This window comes from Pseudomonas sp. MF08831 (genome assembly GCF_059862645.1).
Genome location: NZ_JCBCUX010000023.1, coordinates 43,659 through 62,502 on the forward strand (window position 1 = coordinate 43,659; position 18,844 = coordinate 62,502).

16 protein-coding genes and 4 tRNA genes are annotated in these 18,844 nt (G+C 62.0%); 5 read left to right on the forward strand and 15 right to left on the reverse strand.

Annotation, left to right across the window (positions count from 1 at the left end; translation table 11 throughout):
- Positions 1-6: 6 nt before the first annotated feature.
- From gltS to AC19YS_RS30925, 5 genes are all read right to left on the reverse strand, one after another.
- Positions 7-1,218: a sodium/glutamate symporter gene (gltS, locus tag AC19YS_RS30905; RefSeq protein WP_119735539.1), complete on the reverse strand. Its 1,212-nt coding sequence runs from the start codon at positions 1,216-1,218 to the stop codon at positions 7-9.
- 201 nt (positions 1,219-1,419) lie between these two features.
- Positions 1,420-1,495: transfer RNA gene (locus tag AC19YS_RS30910), tRNA-Gly, on the reverse strand.
- 3 nt (positions 1,496-1,498) lie between these two features.
- A tRNA-Glu gene (locus AC19YS_RS30915) sits at positions 1,499-1,574 on the reverse strand.
- A 105-nt stretch (positions 1,575-1,679) separates the two neighbouring features.
- Positions 1,680-1,755, reverse strand: a tRNA-Gly gene (locus AC19YS_RS30920).
- Between the two features lie 3 nt (positions 1,756-1,758).
- Positions 1,759-1,834: transfer RNA gene (locus AC19YS_RS30925), tRNA-Glu, on the reverse strand.
- A 370-nt stretch (positions 1,835-2,204) separates the two neighbouring features.
- Between AC19YS_RS30925 and AC19YS_RS30930 the strand changes: the two genes are divergently transcribed.
- Positions 2,205-2,963 carry a hypothetical protein gene (locus AC19YS_RS30930; protein ID WP_234452760.1) on the forward strand — a complete coding sequence of 253 codons (759 nt, stop codon included), beginning with the start codon at positions 2,205-2,207 and terminating at the stop codon, positions 2,961-2,963.
- 115 nt (positions 2,964-3,078) lie between these two features.
- Positions 3,079-3,891 (forward strand): alpha/beta fold hydrolase, encoded by an 813-nt coding sequence (locus tag AC19YS_RS30935; protein ID WP_500603479.1) that lies wholly within the window; start codon positions 3,079-3,081, stop codon positions 3,889-3,891.
- 39 nt (positions 3,892-3,930) lie between these two features.
- Here the strand turns inward: AC19YS_RS30935 and AC19YS_RS30940 are convergent, their stop codons facing one another.
- From AC19YS_RS30940 to AC19YS_RS30950, 3 genes are all read right to left on the reverse strand, one after another.
- A complete protein-coding gene (locus AC19YS_RS30940) occupies positions 3,931-5,898 on the reverse strand; it encodes a methyl-accepting chemotaxis protein (protein WP_500603480.1) in 1,968 nt (655 codons plus the stop codon).
- A gap of 114 nt (positions 5,899-6,012) precedes the next feature.
- Positions 6,013-7,425, reverse strand: coding sequence for an aminotransferase-like domain-containing protein (locus tag AC19YS_RS30945; protein WP_500603481.1), 1,413 nt, complete (start codon positions 7,423-7,425; stop codon positions 6,013-6,015).
- Positions 7,426-7,628: 203 nt separating this feature from the next.
- A complete protein-coding gene (locus tag AC19YS_RS30950; RefSeq protein ID WP_145164936.1) occupies positions 7,629-8,390 on the reverse strand; it encodes an SDR family oxidoreductase in 762 nt (253 codons plus the stop codon).
- 228 nt (positions 8,391-8,618) lie between these two features.
- Between AC19YS_RS30950 and AC19YS_RS30955 the strand changes: the two genes are divergently transcribed.
- Positions 8,619-9,626: an NADP-dependent oxidoreductase gene (locus tag AC19YS_RS30955; protein ID WP_179607061.1), complete on the forward strand. Its 1,008-nt coding sequence runs from the start codon at positions 8,619-8,621 to the stop codon at positions 9,624-9,626.
- 122 nt (positions 9,627-9,748) lie between these two features.
- Here AC19YS_RS30955 and pyrF read toward each other — a convergent pair whose 3' ends face one another.
- Complete coding sequence (gene pyrF / locus AC19YS_RS30960) at positions 9,749-10,447, reverse strand: orotidine-5'-phosphate decarboxylase (RefSeq protein WP_017734306.1); 699 nt, start codon at positions 10,445-10,447, stop codon at positions 9,749-9,751.
- 261 nt (positions 10,448-10,708) lie between these two features.
- On the opposite strand from pyrF, the gene AC19YS_RS30965 reads away from it, so the two are divergent.
- Both AC19YS_RS30965 and AC19YS_RS30970 read left to right on the forward strand, forming a co-directional pair.
- Positions 10,709-11,473: a response regulator gene (locus AC19YS_RS30965; protein WP_106580678.1), complete on the forward strand. Its 765-nt coding sequence runs from the start codon at positions 10,709-10,711 to the stop codon at positions 11,471-11,473.
- A complete protein-coding gene (locus tag AC19YS_RS30970; RefSeq protein WP_106580679.1) occupies positions 11,473-12,507 on the forward strand; it encodes a sensor histidine kinase in 1,035 nt (344 codons plus the stop codon). The genes AC19YS_RS30965 and AC19YS_RS30970 overlap by 1 nt, the downstream gene beginning before the upstream one ends.
- On the opposite strand, the gene AC19YS_RS30975 is transcribed toward AC19YS_RS30970, so the two are convergent.
- The 6 genes from AC19YS_RS30975 to AC19YS_RS31000 form a co-directional block, all read right to left on the reverse strand.
- Positions 12,504-13,565 carry an AI-2E family transporter gene (locus AC19YS_RS30975; protein WP_119735530.1) on the reverse strand — a complete coding sequence of 354 codons (1,062 nt, stop codon included), beginning with the start codon at positions 13,563-13,565 and terminating at the stop codon, positions 12,504-12,506. The two genes, AC19YS_RS30970 and AC19YS_RS30975, sit on opposite strands and share 4 nt — an antisense overlap.
- A gap of 73 nt (positions 13,566-13,638) precedes the next feature.
- Positions 13,639-14,454 (reverse strand): DUF4892 domain-containing protein, encoded by an 816-nt coding sequence (locus tag AC19YS_RS30980; protein ID WP_500603482.1) that lies wholly within the window; start codon positions 14,452-14,454, stop codon positions 13,639-13,641.
- A gap of 102 nt (positions 14,455-14,556) precedes the next feature.
- On the reverse strand, positions 14,557-15,411 hold the full coding sequence (locus tag AC19YS_RS30985) for an alpha/beta hydrolase (RefSeq protein ID WP_106580682.1): 855 nt from the start codon (positions 15,409-15,411) through the stop codon (positions 14,557-14,559).
- Complete coding sequence (locus tag AC19YS_RS30990; RefSeq protein ID WP_124416872.1) at positions 15,408-16,211, reverse strand: alpha/beta fold hydrolase; 804 nt, start codon at positions 16,209-16,211, stop codon at positions 15,408-15,410. Before AC19YS_RS30990 ends, AC19YS_RS30985 begins: the two co-directional genes overlap by 4 nt.
- A 97-nt stretch (positions 16,212-16,308) precedes the next feature.
- Positions 16,309-16,752 (reverse strand): hotdog fold thioesterase, encoded by a 444-nt coding sequence (locus tag AC19YS_RS30995; protein ID WP_106580684.1) that lies wholly within the window; start codon positions 16,750-16,752, stop codon positions 16,309-16,311.
- Between the two features lie 30 nt (positions 16,753-16,782).
- The gene (locus AC19YS_RS31000; protein WP_200625706.1) at positions 16,783-18,432 is read right to left on the reverse strand and encodes an AMP-binding protein; all 1,650 of its coding nucleotides are present in this window, start codon (positions 18,430-18,432) and stop codon (positions 16,783-16,785) included.
- Positions 18,433-18,844: the final 412 nt, after the last annotated feature.

Genomic DNA, 18,844 nt, shown 5'->3' on the forward strand with positions numbered 1-18,844 from the left:
CGGCGCTCAGCCCGCCGCGCCGAGAAACGGCAGCGCGAGGAACAGCTTGATCACCACCGCATTGGTGATGTCAATGAAAAACGCCCCCACCATCGGCACCACCAGAAAGGCAATCTGCGAGGGGCCAAAGCGCTGTGTCACCGCCTGCATATTGGCAATGGCGGTGGGTGTCGCGCCCAATCCGAAACCGCAATGCCCGGCCGCCAGCACCGCCGCATCGTAGTTGCTGCCCATCACCCGAAACGTCACGAAAATCGCGAACAGGGCCATCAACAGCGCCTGTGCCGCCAGCAGGATGACGATCGGCAACGCCAGCGCCGCCAGGTCCCAGAGCTTGAGCGACATCAAGGCAATCGCGAGGAACAACGACAGGCTGACATTACCCAGCAGCGACACTTCGCGCTCAAACACCTGATGCCAACCCAGCGCCGACAAGCCATTGCGCAGCACCACGCCGACAAACAGCACGCAGACAAAGGTGGGCAACTCGAAGGCGGTGCCTTGAATGACACCACTCAGGCACGTGCCAACCTGCAAGCTGATCGCCAACAGGGCCAGGGTTTCGATAAATGAAAACGAGGTGATCATGCGTTCCTGATCGGGGCGCTCAAAGCCTTTGGGCCGCCGCGGCTGCGAGTGTTCAACGCCAGGTACCTGGACACGCTTGATCAGCAGGCGCGCGACCGGGCCGCCAATCAAGCCCCCCAGCACCAAACCAAAGGTCGCCGAAGCAATTGCCAGTTCAGACGCGGAGGCCACGCCGTATTTCTCACTGAACACCGCGCCCCATGCGGCGCCCGTGCCGTGCCCACCCGACAGGGTGATGGAGCCCGCCAGCAAGCCCATCAATGGATCAAGCCCCAGCGCCTTGGCCAACGCGATCCCCATGGCGTTTTGCACCACCAACAGGGCCGTCACGACCAGCAGGAAAATACCCAGCACGCGCCCGCCTCGCTTCAGGCTGGCGAAATCTGCGTTCAGGCCAATCGTGGCGAAAAACGCCAGCATCAATGGGGTTTGTAAGGAGGTGTCGAAGCGAACCTCGACATCCGCCAGCGCACGCAACGCCAGCAGCAATGCGGCAACCAACAGGCCGCCGGCTACCGGCTCCGGAATGCTGTAGACACGTAGAAAGCCAATCCGGGCCACCAGCCAACGGCCCAATAAAAGCACCAGGGAGGCAGCGACCAGGGTTGAATAGAAATCGAGCTGAAGCATCTGGACAGTCCTTTGAAGTAAACAAGGAAAAGGGGCTGGCCAGAGTAGAGACAGCGGAACAGGTACACAGCTACCCGACATTGATTACAGACTATTCCTACGTACATCAGCACATGGCCTACATGCGTGGTGTGTTTTGCCGGCAAAAAAGCGACACGAACAAAAACGCCGATCATCACTGATCGGCGTTTTCGTTAAATATGGAGCGGGAAACGAGACTCGAACTCGCGACCCCGACCTTGGCAAGGTCGTGCTCTACCAACTGAGCTATTCCCGCAAATGGCGTCCCCTAGGGGACTCGAACCCCTGTTACCGCCGTGAAAGGGCGGTGTCCTAGGCCACTAGACGAAGGGGACACGCTACTGAAACACATGGTGTGTATTTCAGTGCCCAGAGGCCTCATCCGAAGACTTGGTCCTGGTTTCACTCAATGCCGCCCGAGGGCAACACTGCTTAAAAATTGGAGCGGGAAACGAGACTCGAACTCGCGACCCCGACCTTGGCAAGGTCGTGCTCTACCAACTGAGCTATTCCCGCATATGGCGTCCCCTAGGGGACTCGAACCCCTGTTACCGCCGTGAAAGGGCGGTGTCCTAGGCCACTAGACGAAGGGGACACACGTACAACATTCACTCCCTACCGCGTTTCGCTGTGTGCTTTACGCTGTAAGTGGCGCGCATTCTATGGATGGATTGAAAGGTCGTCAACCCCCAAGGATAAATTTATTTAAATCAATGACTTCGCCCTGCTTTCCAGGGCTTTGCGGGCATTGTGCCCGTGCGGGCTTTGACGCCTATATTCTGGCGCCCGACAAGGCGCTATAGTTCGCCCAGGCAAATGATGGCAATGTGCATCCACGCAGGGAACGCTTACCTATATAGCAGAAACTACCTGGGCAACTGGTCGAACAATCCTATCCGTCGGATGGCCCAGTCACTACACTCCACAGCAAACCCTATAAAGAGGTCACACCGGTGACACCACTCATGATCACCCTGCTGGTAATAGCCGGGATCGTAATACTGATCGCCATTGGCTACATGAACCACGTGGTGGAAAACAACAAACTGGAAAAGCAGCGCACCGAAATCGAGCTTAACGATCGGCTGCGTCGTTGCGGTGAGATCACCGAGACGTTCCCCGGCCAGTTGATGACCCCGAAACTCAAACTGTTGCTGACTCGCCTGGAACTCAACGTCACCCAGCGCCTGTTGCACCTCAAAAAATCCAGCGCACCGCTCAAGGCACGTGTCGCTGAGCTGAACGCGCTGATCGGTCAGGGCGAATCGATCCCGGTGACCAACCCGCCCGCGCCGATCCAGACCGAAGCCAAGGCCAAGGACGTGCGTTTCCTGCTCGAGGCGCTGCACGGTCAAGTGACCCGTGCGGCCCAGGACGGTTTCCTGCCGACCAACGAAGCCAAGCACTGGATCAAGGAAATTCGCCATATCCTGGTGTTGCTGCACATTGAGTTCTTCAACAACCTGGGCCAGCACGCCCTGCAACAAGGCCAGCCTGGCCAGGCACGCCTGGCGTTCGAGCGTGGCGTGCAGTACTTGCGCAAACAGCCGGAGCCGGTGCTCTACAGTGCACAACTGCAATTGCTGGAATCGCAACTGGCCCGCGCCAACTCCACGGTGCTGACCAACAGCAAGCCGGCCGAAGACGAAGTCAACGAACTGACCGAAGGCCTGAAAGTCGTCGACGCCGACGCCGAATGGAAGAAGAAAGTCATCTACGACTGATCGCCTGCCCCATGTGGCGACCCCGGGTCGCCACATGCCATCACTTTGCACCTATCCCCCCGCCCCCGACTAGCGTAAAAAAGTGCCCCTCACTCCGTGAAGTTAGAGGCCTGCTATGCCTGTTGCCGTGATTGATGGACAACCGCTGCACTATGTCGACCAGGGCACCGGCCCGGTCGTCCTGCTGGGTTCGAGTTACCTGTGGGACCGCGACATGTGGGCCCCGCAAATTGAAGCCCTGTCGCAACAGTACCGCGTGATCGTGCCGGAACTGTGGGGCCACGGTGAGTCCGGCCCGCTGCCGACGCAAACCCGCTCTCTCGACGACCTCGCGCGTCAGGCCCTGGCGCTGCTGGATCAGCTGGATATCGCGCAAATCAATCTGGTCGGCCTGTCGGTCGGCGGCATGTGGGGCGCGCGCCTGGCGTTGCTGGCACCGGCGCGCCTCAACAGCGTGGTGCTGATGGACACCTACCTGGGCGCCGAGCCCGACGCCACGCGCCAGTATTACTTCTCGCTGTTCAAGATGATCGAGGACGCCGGCGCCATCCCCGAGCCGTTGAGGGATGTGGTTGCACCGATTTTCTTCCGCCCCGGCATCGACCGCGAGTCGGCCCTGTACCAGGATTTTCGCAAGGCGTTGCAGGCCTTACCCAAAGAGCGCCTGCTGAACAGCATCGTGCCACTGGGCCGCCTGATCTTCAGTCGCGAGAACATTCTGGACCAGTTGCCCCGCCTGGACTCGGACACCACGCTGGTGATGTGCGGCGAGCAGGACAAGCCGCGGCCGCCCGCAGAATCACAGGAAATGGCTGAACTGATTGGCTGCAGCCTCACGCTGATTCCCGACGCGGGGCATATCTCGGCCCGGGAAAACCCGGACTTCGTCAATGAAGCGCTGCTGACCTTCCTCGCCAACCACGCCTGATTGGCGCCCTGCCCTTTGTTCGCGGCTGACCCGCCGCGATCAAAGGCGGAAGTGCCCCACCATGCCCTTGAGCTCCGCGCCCAACTGCGCCAGCTGGATACTCGACGCGGCATTGCCCTGCATGCTCAACGCCGACTGATCGGCGCTCGCACGAATGCTGGTCACACTGCGATTGATCTCTTCGGCCACCGAGCTTTGCTCCTCGGCCGCCGCGGCAATCTGCTGATTCATTTGCTGGATCAATGACACCGCCGCGGCAATGCTGCCCAACGCGCTCTCCGTTGACAGCGCATCGCTGACCGCCAACTTCACCAGCTCGCCGCTCTGCTGAATCTGCTGCACCGACGACTGCGCCGCGCTGCGCAACGTACTGACCAGACGCTCGATTTCCTCGGTCGATTGCTGCGTGCGCTTGGCCAACGCCCGCACTTCGTCGGCCACCACTGCAAACCCTCGGCCCTGCTCGCCGGCGCGGGCCGCTTCGATGGCGGCGTTAAGGGCCAGCAGGTTGGTTTGCTCGGCCACGCTTTTGATCACGCCCAGTACCGTGCCGATATTCTGGATTTCCGCGCTCAGGCTTTCGATACTCGCGCTGGCACTGGTGCTGGAGGATGCGAGCAATTCAATCCGTTGCAGGCTCTGGCGCACCACTTGCTGACCGCTGTCGACCTTGTCGTCGGCGGTCTGCGCGGCTTGCGCGGCCTCTTCGGCGTTACGCGCCACGTCGTGCACCGTGGCGGTCATCTGATTCATTGCCGTGGCAACCTGTTCGGTTTCTTCTTTTTGGCTGCTGACTTCAACATTGGTCTGCTCAGTGACGCTGGACAGTGAATGCGCCGAACTGGCCAATTGCTCGATGCCCGCCTGCAGCCCACTGACCATCTGGCTCAGGCCGCTGCCCATTTGCTGCATCGCCTGCATCAACTGGCCGATTTCATCGCGGCGGCTGACTTCCATCCGCCCGCTCAGGTCGCCGGACGCAATCTGCTGGGCCACGGCGATCACAGTGCGCAGCGGCGCCACGATCAACCGGGTGATCACCCACGCCGCGATCAAGCCCACCAGCAGCGCGAGGGCCGAGGAACCGATGATCAACACCGCGCTTTTCTTCAATTGCGCCTGCATGGACTGGTCTTCGGCGTCGTACGCCTGGTTGACCCGGCTAACCACTTGGTCGGCGCGGTCATGCAACTGCTTGTAGACGATTTTTTCCTGGGCCAGCAGCCCGGTGTACTCGCCGAGTTTTTCGCTGAATGCGGCGATATGCCCGGAGACTTCATTGAGCACGGTCTGGTAACCCGCATCCTTGACTGAGGTTTTCAGCTGTTCGACTTGCGCCAGGGCCTGATCGGCCTGTTCGATCTTGCCTTGATCGGCGTTGTCGGCATCGGCCTTGCGGCTCTGATCCAGGCGCACGCGCGCTTCATTCATGGCTTGCAACATCAACCGCGAGACCTGGCTGACCTGCCCGGCCTGCTCGATAAACTCGGCGCCATCCTTACCCGGGCTTTCCTTCAGGCCATAGGCGCCATCGTCGGCCAGGCCGGCCTGCAACACATCGAGGTTATTGGCCACACTGGACACCGACCAACTGGCCATTTCCAGCGCCAGGTCCTTGGCCTGGGTCAGTTCGACAAACTCGTCGAATGCCTTGCGATACGCCGCCAACGCCTGCTCGACATCGCTCATCACCGGCACATTCGTGGCTGACCGGGCCTTGAGGCTGGCGGCCATCGCCGCCAGTGCATCGACACTTTCATGCAGGGCATCGACAGACTTGGGGTCGGCGTGCAGCGCGTAGTCCTGCTCGATCAGACGCACCTTGAGCAAGCCGCTGTTGAGCGATGACATGGCCTTGAGGCCTTCAAAACGCTGGCCAACGGTTTGCAGGGACCACACGCCAATGGCCGCCACCAGCGCCGTCAACAGCAGCACCAGGACGAAACCCAAGCCCAGTTTCTTCGCCATACCGAGGTTGGCGAAACGTCGTTGCACGCCTGAAATCATTGCACTTGAATCCTCTTGCAACGGCAGATGCCATCGAGCCTGGTTTCCATGCAGCGAGATTCGCAACGACGAGCCAACGGCACAAGACGTTGGCGCCACAATAATGGCAAAAAGCTACATGCCCGTCGTTTTCAGAATGGTCGAGGTCGATCTGGCAGGCCCCATGGCACGGAACAACGCCAGCGCCCGCTGATCAGCAGCATAGGCCACGTTGATGCGCAGCCAGTCGCTGTGCTCGCCCTTGGGATTGAACAGCGCCCCCGGCGACAACAACACACCAAGCCGTCGGGCACAGGCCTGCAACCGTGAATGATCGTCCCTGCCGGGCCGGGCCCACACAAACATGCCTCCGGCGGGCACGGAGAACACCTCCCACTCCTCATCCTCCAGCACCTGCAGGGTTGCGGCCATTTGTGTGTTCAAGCGCTTGCGCAGGCGCTGCACCCACTTACGGTAGGTGCCATTGGCCAGCAGCGTGGCCAGCACCGCCTCGGCAAACCGCGAAGTGCCGATGCCTGTCAGCGTTTTGAGCGTCACCATGGGCGCAATAATCGCCGTGCTGGCGCTGAGATACCCCACGCGCAAGGCACTGCTGAGGGTCTTGGAAAAACTCGAAATATAGATCACCCGACCGTCATGGGGCAGCGCCGACAGCCGTGTGCAACTGGCGTGCTGCAAGTCGCCGTAGACGTCCTCCTCGACAATCAGGAAGTTCTCGCTGCTCGCCAATTGCAGCAGGCGCTCGGCCACGGCACGGCACAGGCTGGTGCCAGTCGGGTTGTGATACAGGCAGTTGATGAACAGGCATTTGGGCCGATGGCTTTTCAGCAGCGTCTCCAACACCGGGATATCCGGGCCACCCAGCGTGCGCGGGACGTGCAGCAGCTTGACGCCATGGCGCTCCAACTGACGGTAAAGGTTGGCATACCCGGGCGTCTCGACCACCACCGTATCGCCGGCCTTGAGCAACGTCCGTATGAGCAGGTCTTGTGCATGGCTGGCGCCATGGGTGGTGAGAATGCAGTCGAGACTGCTGGGCACTTTCATCTGCGTCAGGCGCTTGAGCAGTTGCTCACGCAGCGCCGGCAACCCCAGCGGCGTGCTGTAGCTGAACAGCCCGGCGGTGTCGGTGCGGCTGACCTCGCGTATGGCGTAACAAATATCATCGCTTTCGCGCCAGGCGTCCGGCAGCCAGCCGCAGCCCAGTTTCAACTCGCCCAACGGGCCATCGACGTAGGCGCCCCAGCCCAGCTCGGCGCCTTCATACCAGTGGCTTTCAAGGGAAACCGGCGGTTGGGCCACTACAAACCCCGAGCCCTGTTTTGCCACCAACACCCCCTGCGCCACCATTCGCTCAAAGGCTTCGATGACGCTGGATTGACTGAGCAGGTTGTCGAGGGCCAATTGCCGGATGGACGGCAAGCGCGTGCCCGGGCTTGCCCCGCTTGTGCGAATCCATTGCGCCACCGCGCTGACGATTTGCTGCACCACCGGTACAAGGGCCTGTCGATCGATGCCTAAATCCATGAGCCCCTCACTTCAACTGTCTGTTATTCAACCCCAAACAGTTAAGCACAGAAGCCGGGTTCGACCTGCCGCCGAAATTTATTAAAGTATTGATTTTATTGAATTATTTACCTACTGATACACATTCTGACGAGGCCTTGTGCCAGCCCTGGAAACGCCCCACAGCGCCCCTCGCCTTTTCGAATATGCAGTGGCGCCGAGTCCTAGATCGCCGTCGCGCCACCGTCCACCGCCAACGCCTGGCCCGTGGTGAACGCGGCACCGTCGCTGCACAGGTACAGCACCGCACTGGCGATTTCCTCGACTTTGCCGATGCGCCCGACCGGGTGCATGGCCGCGGCAAACTCTGCCTTGCGCGGGTCGGCTTCATAGGCACGCCGGAACATGTCGGTGTCGATCACCGCTGGGCACACCGCATTCACGCGGATTTTCTTTTTCGCGTACTCGATGGCCGCCGATTTGGTCAAGCCGATCACGGCATGTTTGGACGCCGCATAAATGCTCATCTTCGGCGCCGCCCCCAACCCCGCCACCGAGGCGGTGTTAACGATCGCACCGCCGCCTTGGGCCAGCAGCAGCGGCAACTGGTGCTTCATGCACAGCCACACGCCCTTGACGTTAACGCCCATGATCGCGTCGAACTCATCCAGGCTGCCGTCGGCCAGCTTGCCCTTCTCGATCTCGATCCCGGCATTGTTGAAGGCGTAGTCCAGCCGACCATAGGCGGCGACGGTCTGCGCCATCAACTGCTGCACGTCCGCTTCCAGCGTGACGTTGCAGCGCACGAACAACGCCTCGCCGCCCGCCTGTTGAATCAGCGCGACGGTGCTCTCGCCGCCCGCCACGTCCAGGTCGGCAACCACCACTTTCAAGCCTTCGGCGGCAAATGCCAGCGCGGTGGCGCGGCCAATACCGGCGGCGGCGCCGGTGACCAGGGCGACCTGGCCGGAAAACGTCATGCTCATGGGGATGTCCTGTGGGGAAAATAGCCGTGGGCCGAGTCTAGCCAACCGCAGGACGGGTGCGTCAGCACTATCAGAAGGCCGGTTGGCGGTGTATTAATCGCAGTGATAAGGCCACCCGCCTCACTATCAGCCAGGCCTATCGGCGGGCATTCGCGCTTCTCGGACAACCTTGCTCTCAGGCCGTTAGGGGTCTATCACTTGGGGTTCACTTCTAAAGAGTCCTTTGCCATGACTGCCCAGACCAACCGCCAGTTCCTGCTCGCCAAACGCCCGGTCGGCGCGGCGACACGGGAGACCTTCACCTATCAGGAAGTGCCGGTGGGCACGCCAGGGGATGGGCAAGTGCTGGTGCACAACGAATACCTGTCCCTGGACCCGGCCATGCGTGGCTGGATGAACGAGGGCAAGTCTTACATTCCGCCCGTCGGCATTGGTGAAGTGATGCGCGCACTGGGTGTGGGCAAGGTGATTGCGTCGAACAACCCGAAATTTGCAGTGGGTGATTACGTCAATGGCGCGCTGGGCGTGCAGGATTACTTCCTCGGCGAACCGCGCGGCTTCTATAAGGTGGACCCCGAACTCGCGCCGCTGCCGCGCTACCTGTCCGCCCTCGGCATGACGGGCATGACCGCCTACTTCGCCCTGCTCGAAACGGGCGCGCCCAAGGCCGGCGAAACCGTGGTGATCTCCGGCGCCGCCGGTGCGGTGGGCAGCATTGCCGGGCAAATTGCCAAGATCAAAGGCTGCCGCGTGGTCGGCATCGCCGGCGGCGCCGACAAGTGCAAATTCCTCGTGGATGAATTGGGCTTCGACGCAGCCATCGACTACAAAAGCGAAGACGTGCCAGCCGCCCTCAAGCGCGAATGCCCTAAAGGCGTGGATGTGTATTTCGATAACGTCGGCGGCGACATCCTCGACGCGGTACTCAGCCGCCTCGCATTAAAGGCGCGGGTGGTGATTTGCGGTGCCATCAGCCAGTACAACAATAAAGAAGCCGTGAAAGGCCCGGCCAACTACTTATCGTTGCTGGTCAATCGCGCGCGAATGGAAGGCTTTGTGGTGATGGACCATGCGGCGAACTTTGCCGCAGCCGGGCAGGAGATGGCCGGCTGGATGGCGCAGGGCAAGCTCAAAAGCAAGGAGGATATTGTCGAGGGGCTGGAGACGTTCCCGGAAACGCTGATGAAGCTGTTCAACGGCGAGAACTTTGGGAAGTTGATTCTAAAAGTTAACTGACCACGGTGGATCGAAATGTGGGAGCGGGCTTGCTCGCGAATGCGGAGTGTCAGTCACCGGATGTGTGTCTGATACACCGCTTTCGCGAGCAAGCCCGCTCCCACATTTTAGCTCAGCGATATTCAGGCGATTTCGGCGACAACAGCGGCCAACGCCTTCGCCGGATCGGCCGCCTGGCTGATCGGGCGACCGATCACCAGGTAGTCCGAGCCCGCGTCCAAGGCCTGACGTGGCGTCAGAATGCGGCGCTGGTCATCCTGGGCACTGCCCGCCGGGCGAATGCCTGGGGTGACCAGTTGCAGCGACGGGTGAGCGGTCTTCAAGGCCTGGGCTTCCAGCGCCGAGCACACCAGGCCATCAAGACCAGCCTTCTGCGCCAGCGCCGCCAGGCGCAATACCTGCTCCTGAGGTTCGATATCCAGGCCGATGCCGGCCAGGTCCTCGCGCTCCATGCTGGTCAGCACGGTCACACCAATCAGCAGCGGTTTCGGGCCGCTGCGCTGTTCCAGCACTTCACGGCAGGCAGTCATCATGCGCAGGCCGCCGGAGCAGTGCACATTGACCATCCACACGCCCATCTCAGCCGCGGCCTTGACTGCCATGGCGGTGGTGTTGGGGATGTCATGGAATTTCAAATCGAGGAACACTTCGAAGCCTTTGTCACGCAAGGTGCCGACAATTTCGGCGGCGCAACTGGTGAACAGTTCCTTGCCGACCTTGACCCGGCAAAGCTTGGGGTCCAACTGGTCAGCCAGCTTCAGTGCGGCGTCACGAGTGGGGTAATCCAGGGCGACGATGATAGGAGTCTGGCAGACGGACATTGGAATGGGCTCTCAGGCAAGTCGAAATCGGCGCGGATTGTAGCGCAAGCGGCGCCGTTGCGGGATCCGATGATCGGTAAAATACTGATCGAGCGCCCGTGACCCGGCATTTAGAGCAATTGTGTCAAGGCTGATACATTCACGACATGCCCTCAACACGCACCACGTCTAGCCTCGCGCACATGACCGCCCGTCCAGCACTTCCAGCCATGGAGCTGGGCGCCTATGCTGACAGCAACAACCCAGGCAGATGATCGCACTATGCATACCCCTACCGTCTCTGTAAACGAAGAGCAAAAAGGCGCGGTGATCGCCGAAGACAAGCGCTGGAACACCCGTGCGTTGATCGTCGATGACGATCTACCGATTCGTGAACTGCTGATCGACTACCTGGCGCGCTTCAATATTCTCGCCGTCGGCGTCACCGACGGCACCGCCATGCGCACGGCCATGCAAGCCGAAACCTTTGATGTGGTGGTGCTCGACCTGATGCTGCCGGGCGAAGACGGCCTGTCACTGTGCCGTTGGCTGCGCACCGAATCGGACATCCCGATCCTGATGCTCACCGCGCGCTGCGAACCCACCGACCGCATTATCGGCCTGGAACTGGGCGCCGATGACTACATGTCCAAACCCTTCGAACCGCGCGAGCTGGTGGCACGCATCCAGACCATCCTGCGCCGGGTACGCGATGACCGTACCGAGCAGCGCGCCAACATCCGTTTCGACAACTGGCGCCTCAACAGCGTACTGCGCCAGCTGGTGGCCGACGACGGCCTTGTGGTGCCGCTGTCCAACGCCGAATTTCGTCTGCTGTGGGTGTTTATCGAACGCCCGCGTCGCGTGCTGAGCCGTGAACAATTGCTCGATGCTGCACGTGGCCGTTCCATCGAGGCGTTTGATCGCAGCATCGACTTGCTGGTCTCGCGCCTGCGCCAGAAACTGGGCGATGACCCCAAGGCACCGCAGTTGATCAAGACTGTCCGCGGCGAAGGTTACCTGTTTGACGCGCGGGATATCGGCTGATGCGCGCCACCTTCAATACGCTGTTCGGCAGGCTGTTCGGCGTATTGCTGGTGGCCATTGTGCTGGCCCACGTGCTGGCGTTCTTTTGGTTTCACCACTACGGCCCGCCACCGCCGCCGCCTCAGGAAACCTTTGTCGAGCAGCCGGATGGAACGATGAAGCCGCTGCCCAAGCACCATCGCTCCTGGTTCGGCGGCCCGGTGGTGCCGCTGACGTTTCAATTTATCTCGCTGATCATTGCCGCCTGGTATGGCGCCAAACTGCTGAGCCGGCCGATCCAGCGCCTGAGCGCAGCCGCCGAACGCTTGAGCCTCGACCTCGACAGCCCGCCACTTAACGAGTCGGGGCCTCGCGAGGCGCGGCAGGCTGCATCGACCTTCAACCTGATGCAAAAACGCATCCGCGAGCAAGTCAGCCAGCGTGCACGCATGCTCGGCGCCGTTTCTCACGACCTGCGCACCCCACTGTCACGCCTTAAACTGCGTCTGGAGCAGATCGAAGACACCAAGTTGCAAGGTCAGATGCGCCAGGACCTGGACGACATGATCGGCATGCTCGACTCCACCCTGAGTTACTTGCACGAGCAGCGCACCAGCGAAACCCGGCACTGGCTCGACGTGCAGGCGCTGGTCGAATCCCTCAGCGAAAACGCCCAGGATCAAGGCTCCGATGTGCAGTTCGCGGGCAATTGCGCGCCCTTGCAGGTGCAGCCGATGGCACTGCGCTCGTGCCTCAACAACCTGATCGACAATGCTTTGCGTTATGCCGGTACGGCGCGGGTGGAGCTGAGCGACAGCCGCGAAGCCTTGGTCATCCGTGTGATCGACCACGGGCCGGGGATTGCCGCGGATAAACGCGAGGCCGTATTCGAACCGTTCTTTCGCCTGGAAGGCTCACGTAACCGCAACTCCGGCGGCGTCGGCCTGGGCATGACGATTTCCAAGGAAGCGGTGGAACGCCTCGGCGGCAGCCTGAGCCTGGAGGAAACCCCAGGCGGCGGCCTGACCGCCGTGATGTGGTTGCCGAGGGCTTAAAGGGGTTTGTCTTCGCGACGCACTTGCGCCTGGGTCGCGCTCCAATCCGTCAGCAGGCTGTAGGCCACCGCCAGCAAGGTCGGGCCGATAAACAAACCGATAAAGCCAAAGGCGATCAACCCGCCAAATACGCCCAGCAGCACAATCACCAGCGGCAGGTTGCCGCCGCGGCTGATCAGGTACGGCTTGAGCACGTTGTCGACGCCACTGATGATGAACGTGCCCCACACACCGAGAAACACCGCATAGGTGTAATCGCCCTTCCAGGCCAGCCAGGCCGTGGCCGGGATCCATATCAGCGGCGGCCCCATGGGGATCAGGCTGAGCAGGAAGGTAACGATGCCCAGGACCAATGCGCCCGGCACACCGGCGATCAGGAAACCGATCAGCGCCAGCAGGGCCTGAGCGGCGGCGGTACCGATTACGCCGTTGACCACGCGTTGCACGGTGCCGGCCACCAACTCGATGTAGTAACCGGCACGGTCGCCAATCAAGCGTTCCAGCAGGCGATGCACGAACGTCGCCAGGCGCGGCCCGTCGCGGTAGAAGAAAAACACGAACACCAGGCTCAGGGTCAGTTCGAGAATACCGCCACCGATCTGCGCGCTGCGCGCCAGCAACCAGTTGCCGACCTGGCCCAGGTACGGCTTGATGCTGACCATCAACGCCGCGCCCTGCTGGTCGATGCTGTCCCAGGTCGCCACCAGGCGCTCGCCGACAAAGGGGATCGAGCCCAGCCAGGTCGGCGCGGCAGGCAGGCCGTCAACCTGGATATCCTTGATCAGGCTCACGGCGTCGCGCACATGGTCGGCCAGGTTGAACCCCAGCCACACCAGTGGCACCGCCACCAGCAGCATCCAGCCCAGGGTCAGAATGCCCGCCGCCAGGGATTCCCGGCCGCCCAGCCAGCGGGTCAGCAAACGCATCAGCGGCCAGCTGGCAAACGCCAGCACCGCGCCCCAGAACAGCGCCGACCAGAACGGCGCCATCACCCAGAAGCTGGCACCAAACAACACCAGCAGCAGGATTTGCACCAGTAGGCGATCGTTATTGAGCATCGGGTATCTCGAGAATAAGGCTGTAGGAAGAGAGCTTAGGCGAACGGCGCGGGTCCGTTCGCCCTGTTGCGGGTCAGCGTATCAGATGCAGGTGCAAACCCTTAGCGTCACCAGTGCCGGTTTCCATGCGCGCGGCGCGTACGCCGCTGTCGATCAGGCCCTGGCGCCAGGCTTCGGCGGTCGGCCCGGTCAAGCTGACGCGCAAGGTGGCGTCGAGGTTCAAGCCACGCGAAATCAGGGTCAGCCAAGTGGCGTCGGGCTCGGCGCCCAACGCCGGGAAGTCCAGTTCGCCGGTGCTTTTCAACTCACGCAGCAAGGTGGCCGAGGTAGGCAGCAAGTCCCCCAGCGCGCTGGCATCGAGCTGTTCAACATGCAAATAGGCGCGACGGTTGCCGCGCGTGATGCCGTACAGCGCTACCAGGGAATTGTCCTGCGGCGCCGCCAGACGCAGCAGCAGGTATTCCTGCTGCCCATCGGCGCCGACCAGTTTGGCGTTGCCGAACACTTCGTTGGCCCACAGGCTGCTTTCGCCGCAATCGCGAGCCTGGCACCAGAACAACAGCTGCGCGCCCTTGGCCTGCAACGCTTCGCGCGTCGCGGTAAATGCGGCACTTGAAGTGTGCTCAGCGGGCAGCTCATAGGTGATGGCGGTGGTCTGGCCACGCGCTGTGGCTTGGCCTTCGTAACGCAGTTGGCCGCTGATCTTGCGGATCGCGCCCATCGGGTAGATGCGTTCCTTTTCTTCAGCGGGGCGGTAATCGACGATTTGCGCATCGGCCTGACGGGCCACGGCCGGTAAATCCTGGCTTCCCGGCAGGTCCGCGGCGAACACCAAGGGGCTGAAACAGCACAGCCCGAGGGCACGGATACATCCTTTGCGCAGGCTCATCGGATCGGTAAGCCCTGGCCATTGGAGGTCGCAGCAGTGTTCATAGCGTTCATGGTTGACTCCCTTTCAATCCGCCCAGCCTCGGCAGTTGCCCGCGTCAAGTCAAGGCGCGTGGAAGAACCGATTGAAACAGTCTGCAACAAGGAGCGCGCCGGGCTCATCATTAAGGTGTAAATGATGGCCGCCGGGCAGCGTGTTCACCGTAAAAGGTAGCTGAGAAAGCAATTCTGGATGTTTCGCCAGCATGCCGTCAGCCGCGACCACCAACTGTGTAGGGCAACCCACGCGTCGCACGAAAGCCATCGCCTGCTCATCGGTCAGGCGCATCGGCGAGGCGAGCGTCAGGCGACTGTCCGTACGCCAGGTGTAACCTCCCGGCACCGGCATCAAACCGCGCTGGGCCAACAGCTCGGCGGCTTCGCGACTGACCGCCACCACGCCTTTCATGCGTGCTTCCACGGCGCGATCCAGCGAGGTGTAGACCGGTTTGCGCTTCTCTTGCAGGTTCAGTTGCGCCTGCAGCGCCATGCCCAACCGCTCGGCGGCGCTCTCGCCCGCGGCGGTGGGCGGGACCACGCCGTCGATCAACCCCAGGTGCGTGACACGTTCCGGCAAGGCGCCGGCCAACACCAGCGAGACGATGGCGCCGAGGGAGTGGCCAAGTAATGCAAAACGTTTCCAGCCCAGCTGTTCGGCGACTTGCAGTACATCAAAGACGTAATCCCACAGGGCATAACCGGCGCCGACAGGACGGTGCGCCGAATGCCCATGACCGGCCATGTCCAACGCGACGATACGCAAACCGTGCAGCTTCGGCGCCAGCCGCGCAAAGCTGTTGGCGTTGTCCAGCCAGCCATGCAGGGCGATCACCGGCAAACCGTCTTCGGGACCAAACAGATGCGCCGCCAACTCGATATGCGGCAGGCTCAGGCGGACTTCTTCGACGGGCATGCTCATGCGCAACTGCGCTCGCGGGCTGCCCAGCGGGAAAACAGGTTCTTGATCAAGGTCGCGGTGTCCTGCGGGCGTTCGAGGGGAAACATATGGCCGCCGGGCATGGTGAGCATTTCGCCCATCGGCAGGCGGTCGACGCCGCTGGCATGGTGGCGCATCACCACGCGGCTTTGGCGGCCGCGCACCACCGCCAACGGCACCTTCAGCTGACGAACCTGGCCAGGGCTGGTGTGAGGCACGCCGCGGTAGATGCTGATTTCAGTGGCCGGATCAAAGCGCAGACGCAGGCGGTCGCCCACCTGTTGCAAGCCATGTTGCAAGTACGCGTCAAAGCATTCCGGGTCGAACCCGCGAAACAGCGTCTTGCCGGCAAAGTAGCTGCGCGCCGCCTCCAGGTCGGTAAATTCTTCACGGCGGCCCAGCGTACGCCCGGCCGGCGTCAGGCGGTCGATAAAGCCGAACCGCTTGGCGGCACGGATCACCCAGCGGTCAGCGCGGGTCAGCACCGGCGAATCGAGCATCACCACGCCGCGGTACAGCTGCGGACAGCGCATGGCCGCGTGCAAATGCAACACGCCGCCCAGGGAATGGCCCACACCCCACACCGGTTCCGGCTGCAACTGCAGATGGTGGATCAACTCGTCCACCAGGTTCTGCCAGTTGTCGTCCACCGGAAACCTGGGGTCGTGACCGTGTTGCGGCAGGTGAGCCACGGCATATTCCGGGGCCAGGGCGGCAAACAACTTGCCGTAAGTGGCCGAAGGGAAGCCATTGGCGTGGGCAAAAAACACGTGCTGCGACATACCGGATCCATCTGCAAAAACAGAAGTTGATTGTCACCATGCCCGGCCGTTACAGCAATGACTGTAACCGCCAGGAATGATGACACTCACGCCACGCCTATCGCGCCGGCGGGTTCTCGCCCAGCGGTACCACGGCCATGGTCAGGCGCGACACGCAGCTGGCTTTGCCCTCATCGCTGGTCAAGCGAATGTCCCACACTTGAGTGGTCCGGCCGATATGGATCGCCCGGGCCACCGCCGTGACGCGCCCGCTGCGCACGCCGCGCAGGTGGTTGGCATTGACCTCCAGGCCCACGCAATAAAACTTGCTGGCATCGATACACAGGTAAGCCGCCATGGACCCGACGCTTTCAGCCAGCACCACCGACGCACCGCCGTGCAGCAGGCCGTAGGGTTGATGGGTGCGATGGTCGACCACCATGCTGGCGGTCAGGGACTCGTCGTCGAAGCTTTCGAAGCGGATGTCCAGCAGCTCACCGATGGTGTTTTTCTGGATCGCGTTGAGTTGCTCGATATTCGGTTGGGTGCGCCACAAGCTCATGAAGTTGTCCTTATTAGTTTTATTACGACCCTAATCCTGCCACACAATGGCTTCGTTGCGCGCGCTCCAAACCGCAAGCTCGGCACCGTAGGTCGACTCGATCACCGTGCGCTTGATCTTCAGGGTCGGCGTGAGAAAGCCGTTTTCCACCGCCCAACTGTCTTTCACCACCACCAGCTGGCGCAAGCGTTCATGTTTATCCAGTGCCTGATTGACCTGTTCCAGCCAGCGTTCGAGGCTGCTGCCCAGGGCGTGTCGGTCCTGAGGCCCGGCGGACAACACGCACAGGCCGATCGGCGCAGTCAGGCCATCGCCCACCACACACACTTGCTCAATGCGTGCATGTTCGGCCAGGCGGTTTTCAATCGGTGCCGGGGCCACGTATTTGCCCTTGCTGGTCTTGAAGATTTCCTTGAGCCGCCCGGTCAGGCGCAGGCGGCCGTCGGCATCCTGCTCGCCTTTGTCGCCGGTACGCAGGAAGCCATCATCGGTCAGGGTCTCGGCGGTTTTCTGCGGGTCCTTGAAGTAGCCGAGCATGGTCGCGCCGCTGCGCACCTGCACCTCGCCCGACGTGTCGATGCGCACCTCAACGCCAGGGCATGGCAGGCCGATCCAGCCGAGCCTCTGCTGGCCGGGCCGACACACATGGGAATAGCCACAGCTTTCGGTCATGCCATACACCTCCAGCACATCCAGCCCCAGGCGCTGATACCAGCGCAGCAAGGCCTCGGGTACAGGCGCCGCACCGGACAGCGCAATGCGCAGGGCATCCAGGCCCAAACCCGCGAGGACTTTATGGCCGACTCGTTTGCCGATAAACGGCAGGCTTAGCAGGGTGTCGAGGCGCTTTTGCGGGATCTTGCTGTAGACGCCCATCTGGAACTTGGTCCAGATCCTCGGCACGCCGAACAGCGCCGTTGGCCGTGCCCGACGCAGATCCGCCAGAAAGGTATCGAGGCTCTCGGCGAAATACACGGTTTGCCCGGTGTAGATCGAGGCCAGTTCCACGAACATGCGCTCGGCCACATGGCACAGCGGCAGGTAGGACAGCAATCGGTCGCCCTCCCCCAGGCCAAACAACTCGGTGCCACGGGTGGCGGCAAAACCCAGGGCGCCAAAGGTTTGCATCACGCCCTTGGGCAAGCCGGTGGTGCCGGAGGTGTAGACGATGGTGGCCAGGCTTGAGGCGCCAGGTTCGGGATTGTCCTGGATCGGCGAGCAGGCTTGCAGGTCGGCCCAGCGGTAATCGAAGTCGCCGACCGGGCACAGGGGCAGGCTGATGGTCGGCAGCCCGGCGGGGATACCCGGCGCCATCGCAGGCCAGTCGTCCAGCTTGCCGATCAATACCAGCGCCGCCTCGGAATGGGTCAGCACATGGCCAACGGAGTCGGCGGTGAGGTTGGGGTACAGCGGCACCGAGACATGCCCGGCCATCCAGATCGCGAGGTCGGCGATGATCCAGTGCGCGCAGTTTTTTGAGATCAGCGCGATGTGCGAGCCTTGCGGCAGCTCGCGGGCACGCAGCCAATGCGCGGCGCAACGGGCCTGGTGGGCGACCTCGCCCCAGGTGAGGGTCTGCACCTCGCCGGCGCCGGTGGGTTGCACCAGAAAGGGTTTGCGCGGGTGCCGCGCTTCACGTTCGAAGAAGGCCTGCAACGGCAAACGAAAAGCGACGGGCATGGGACGCGCTCCTTTGTGATCCGACCATAGCCAACCAAGCACTTGCTTGGTTGACTGTATAGCACACACGGGGCGGTGATTAATTTTAGGGGGCTCGGGGTTTTTGCATGTTTTTTGGGGGGGGGTTATGGGGGGCTGGGGGTGCTGGGGGCATATCCGTTGGTTGGGTGATGGCCGCTTTGGGTTCCGCCCTTACGGCGGGTCACTTTGGAAAAGCCCCAAAGTAACCAAAGGGCTCTTGCCCCACCACTCGGCACCTCGCTTAGGCTCGGTGTGCCCTCACGCAGGCTTGAATCCGTGGGCCGCCGTGACGGGCCATCCATGGCCCAACACGGCTAACCCGGCGTCCTGCCGGGTTACCCACGGATTCAAGCCTGCGTTCGGCCAGCGTGGTTTAACGGGGCGCCTAAGA

What these genes read in the sequence shown, in the direction of transcription:
- AC19YS_RS30990 (WP_124416872.1), bottom strand. Translation starts at nt 16,211, where the DNA reads ATGTCGCAGCACGTGTTTTTTGCCCACGCCAATGGCTTCCCTTCGGCC.
- AC19YS_RS30980 (WP_500603482.1), bottom strand. Translation starts at nt 14,454, where the DNA reads ATGAGCCTGCGCAAAGGATGTATCCGTGCCCTCGGGCTGTGCTGTTTC.
- AC19YS_RS30970 (WP_106580679.1), top strand. Translation starts at nt 11,473, where the DNA reads ATGCGCGCCACCTTCAATACGCTGTTCGGCAGGCTGTTCGGCGTATTG.
- AC19YS_RS30995 (WP_106580684.1), bottom strand. Translation starts at nt 16,752, where the DNA reads ATGAGCTTGTGGCGCACCCAACCGAATATCGAGCAACTCAACGCGATC.
- AC19YS_RS30985 (WP_106580682.1), bottom strand. Translation starts at nt 15,411, where the DNA reads ATGAGCATGCCCGTCGAAGAAGTCCGCCTGAGCCTGCCGCATATCGAG.
- AC19YS_RS30945 (WP_500603481.1), bottom strand. Translation starts at nt 7,425, where the DNA reads ATGGATTTAGGCATCGATCGACAGGCCCTTGTACCGGTGGTGCAGCAA.
- AC19YS_RS30975 (WP_119735530.1), bottom strand. Translation starts at nt 13,565, where the DNA reads ATGCTCAATAACGATCGCCTACTGGTGCAAATCCTGCTGCTGGTGTTG.
- AC19YS_RS30965 (WP_106580678.1), top strand. Translation starts at nt 10,709, where the DNA reads ATGCATACCCCTACCGTCTCTGTAAACGAAGAGCAAAAAGGCGCGGTG.
- AC19YS_RS30940 (WP_500603480.1), bottom strand. Translation starts at nt 5,898, where the DNA reads ATGATTTCAGGCGTGCAACGACGTTTCGCCAACCTCGGTATGGCGAAG.
- pyrF (WP_017734306.1), bottom strand. Translation starts at nt 10,447, where the DNA reads ATGTCCGTCTGCCAGACTCCTATCATCGTCGCCCTGGATTACCCCACT.
- AC19YS_RS30935 (WP_500603479.1), top strand. Translation starts at nt 3,079, where the DNA reads ATGCCTGTTGCCGTGATTGATGGACAACCGCTGCACTATGTCGACCAG.
- AC19YS_RS30955 (WP_179607061.1), top strand. Translation starts at nt 8,619, where the DNA reads ATGACTGCCCAGACCAACCGCCAGTTCCTGCTCGCCAAACGCCCGGTC.
- gltS (WP_119735539.1), bottom strand. Translation starts at nt 1,218, where the DNA reads ATGCTTCAGCTCGATTTCTATTCAACCCTGGTCGCTGCCTCCCTGGTG.
- AC19YS_RS31000 (WP_200625706.1), bottom strand. Translation starts at nt 18,432, where the DNA reads ATGCCCGTCGCTTTTCGTTTGCCGTTGCAGGCCTTCTTCGAACGTGAA.
- AC19YS_RS30950 (WP_145164936.1), bottom strand. Translation starts at nt 8,390, where the DNA reads ATGAGCATGACGTTTTCCGGCCAGGTCGCCCTGGTCACCGGCGCCGCC.
- AC19YS_RS30930 (WP_234452760.1), top strand. Translation starts at nt 2,205, where the DNA reads ATGATCACCCTGCTGGTAATAGCCGGGATCGTAATACTGATCGCCATT.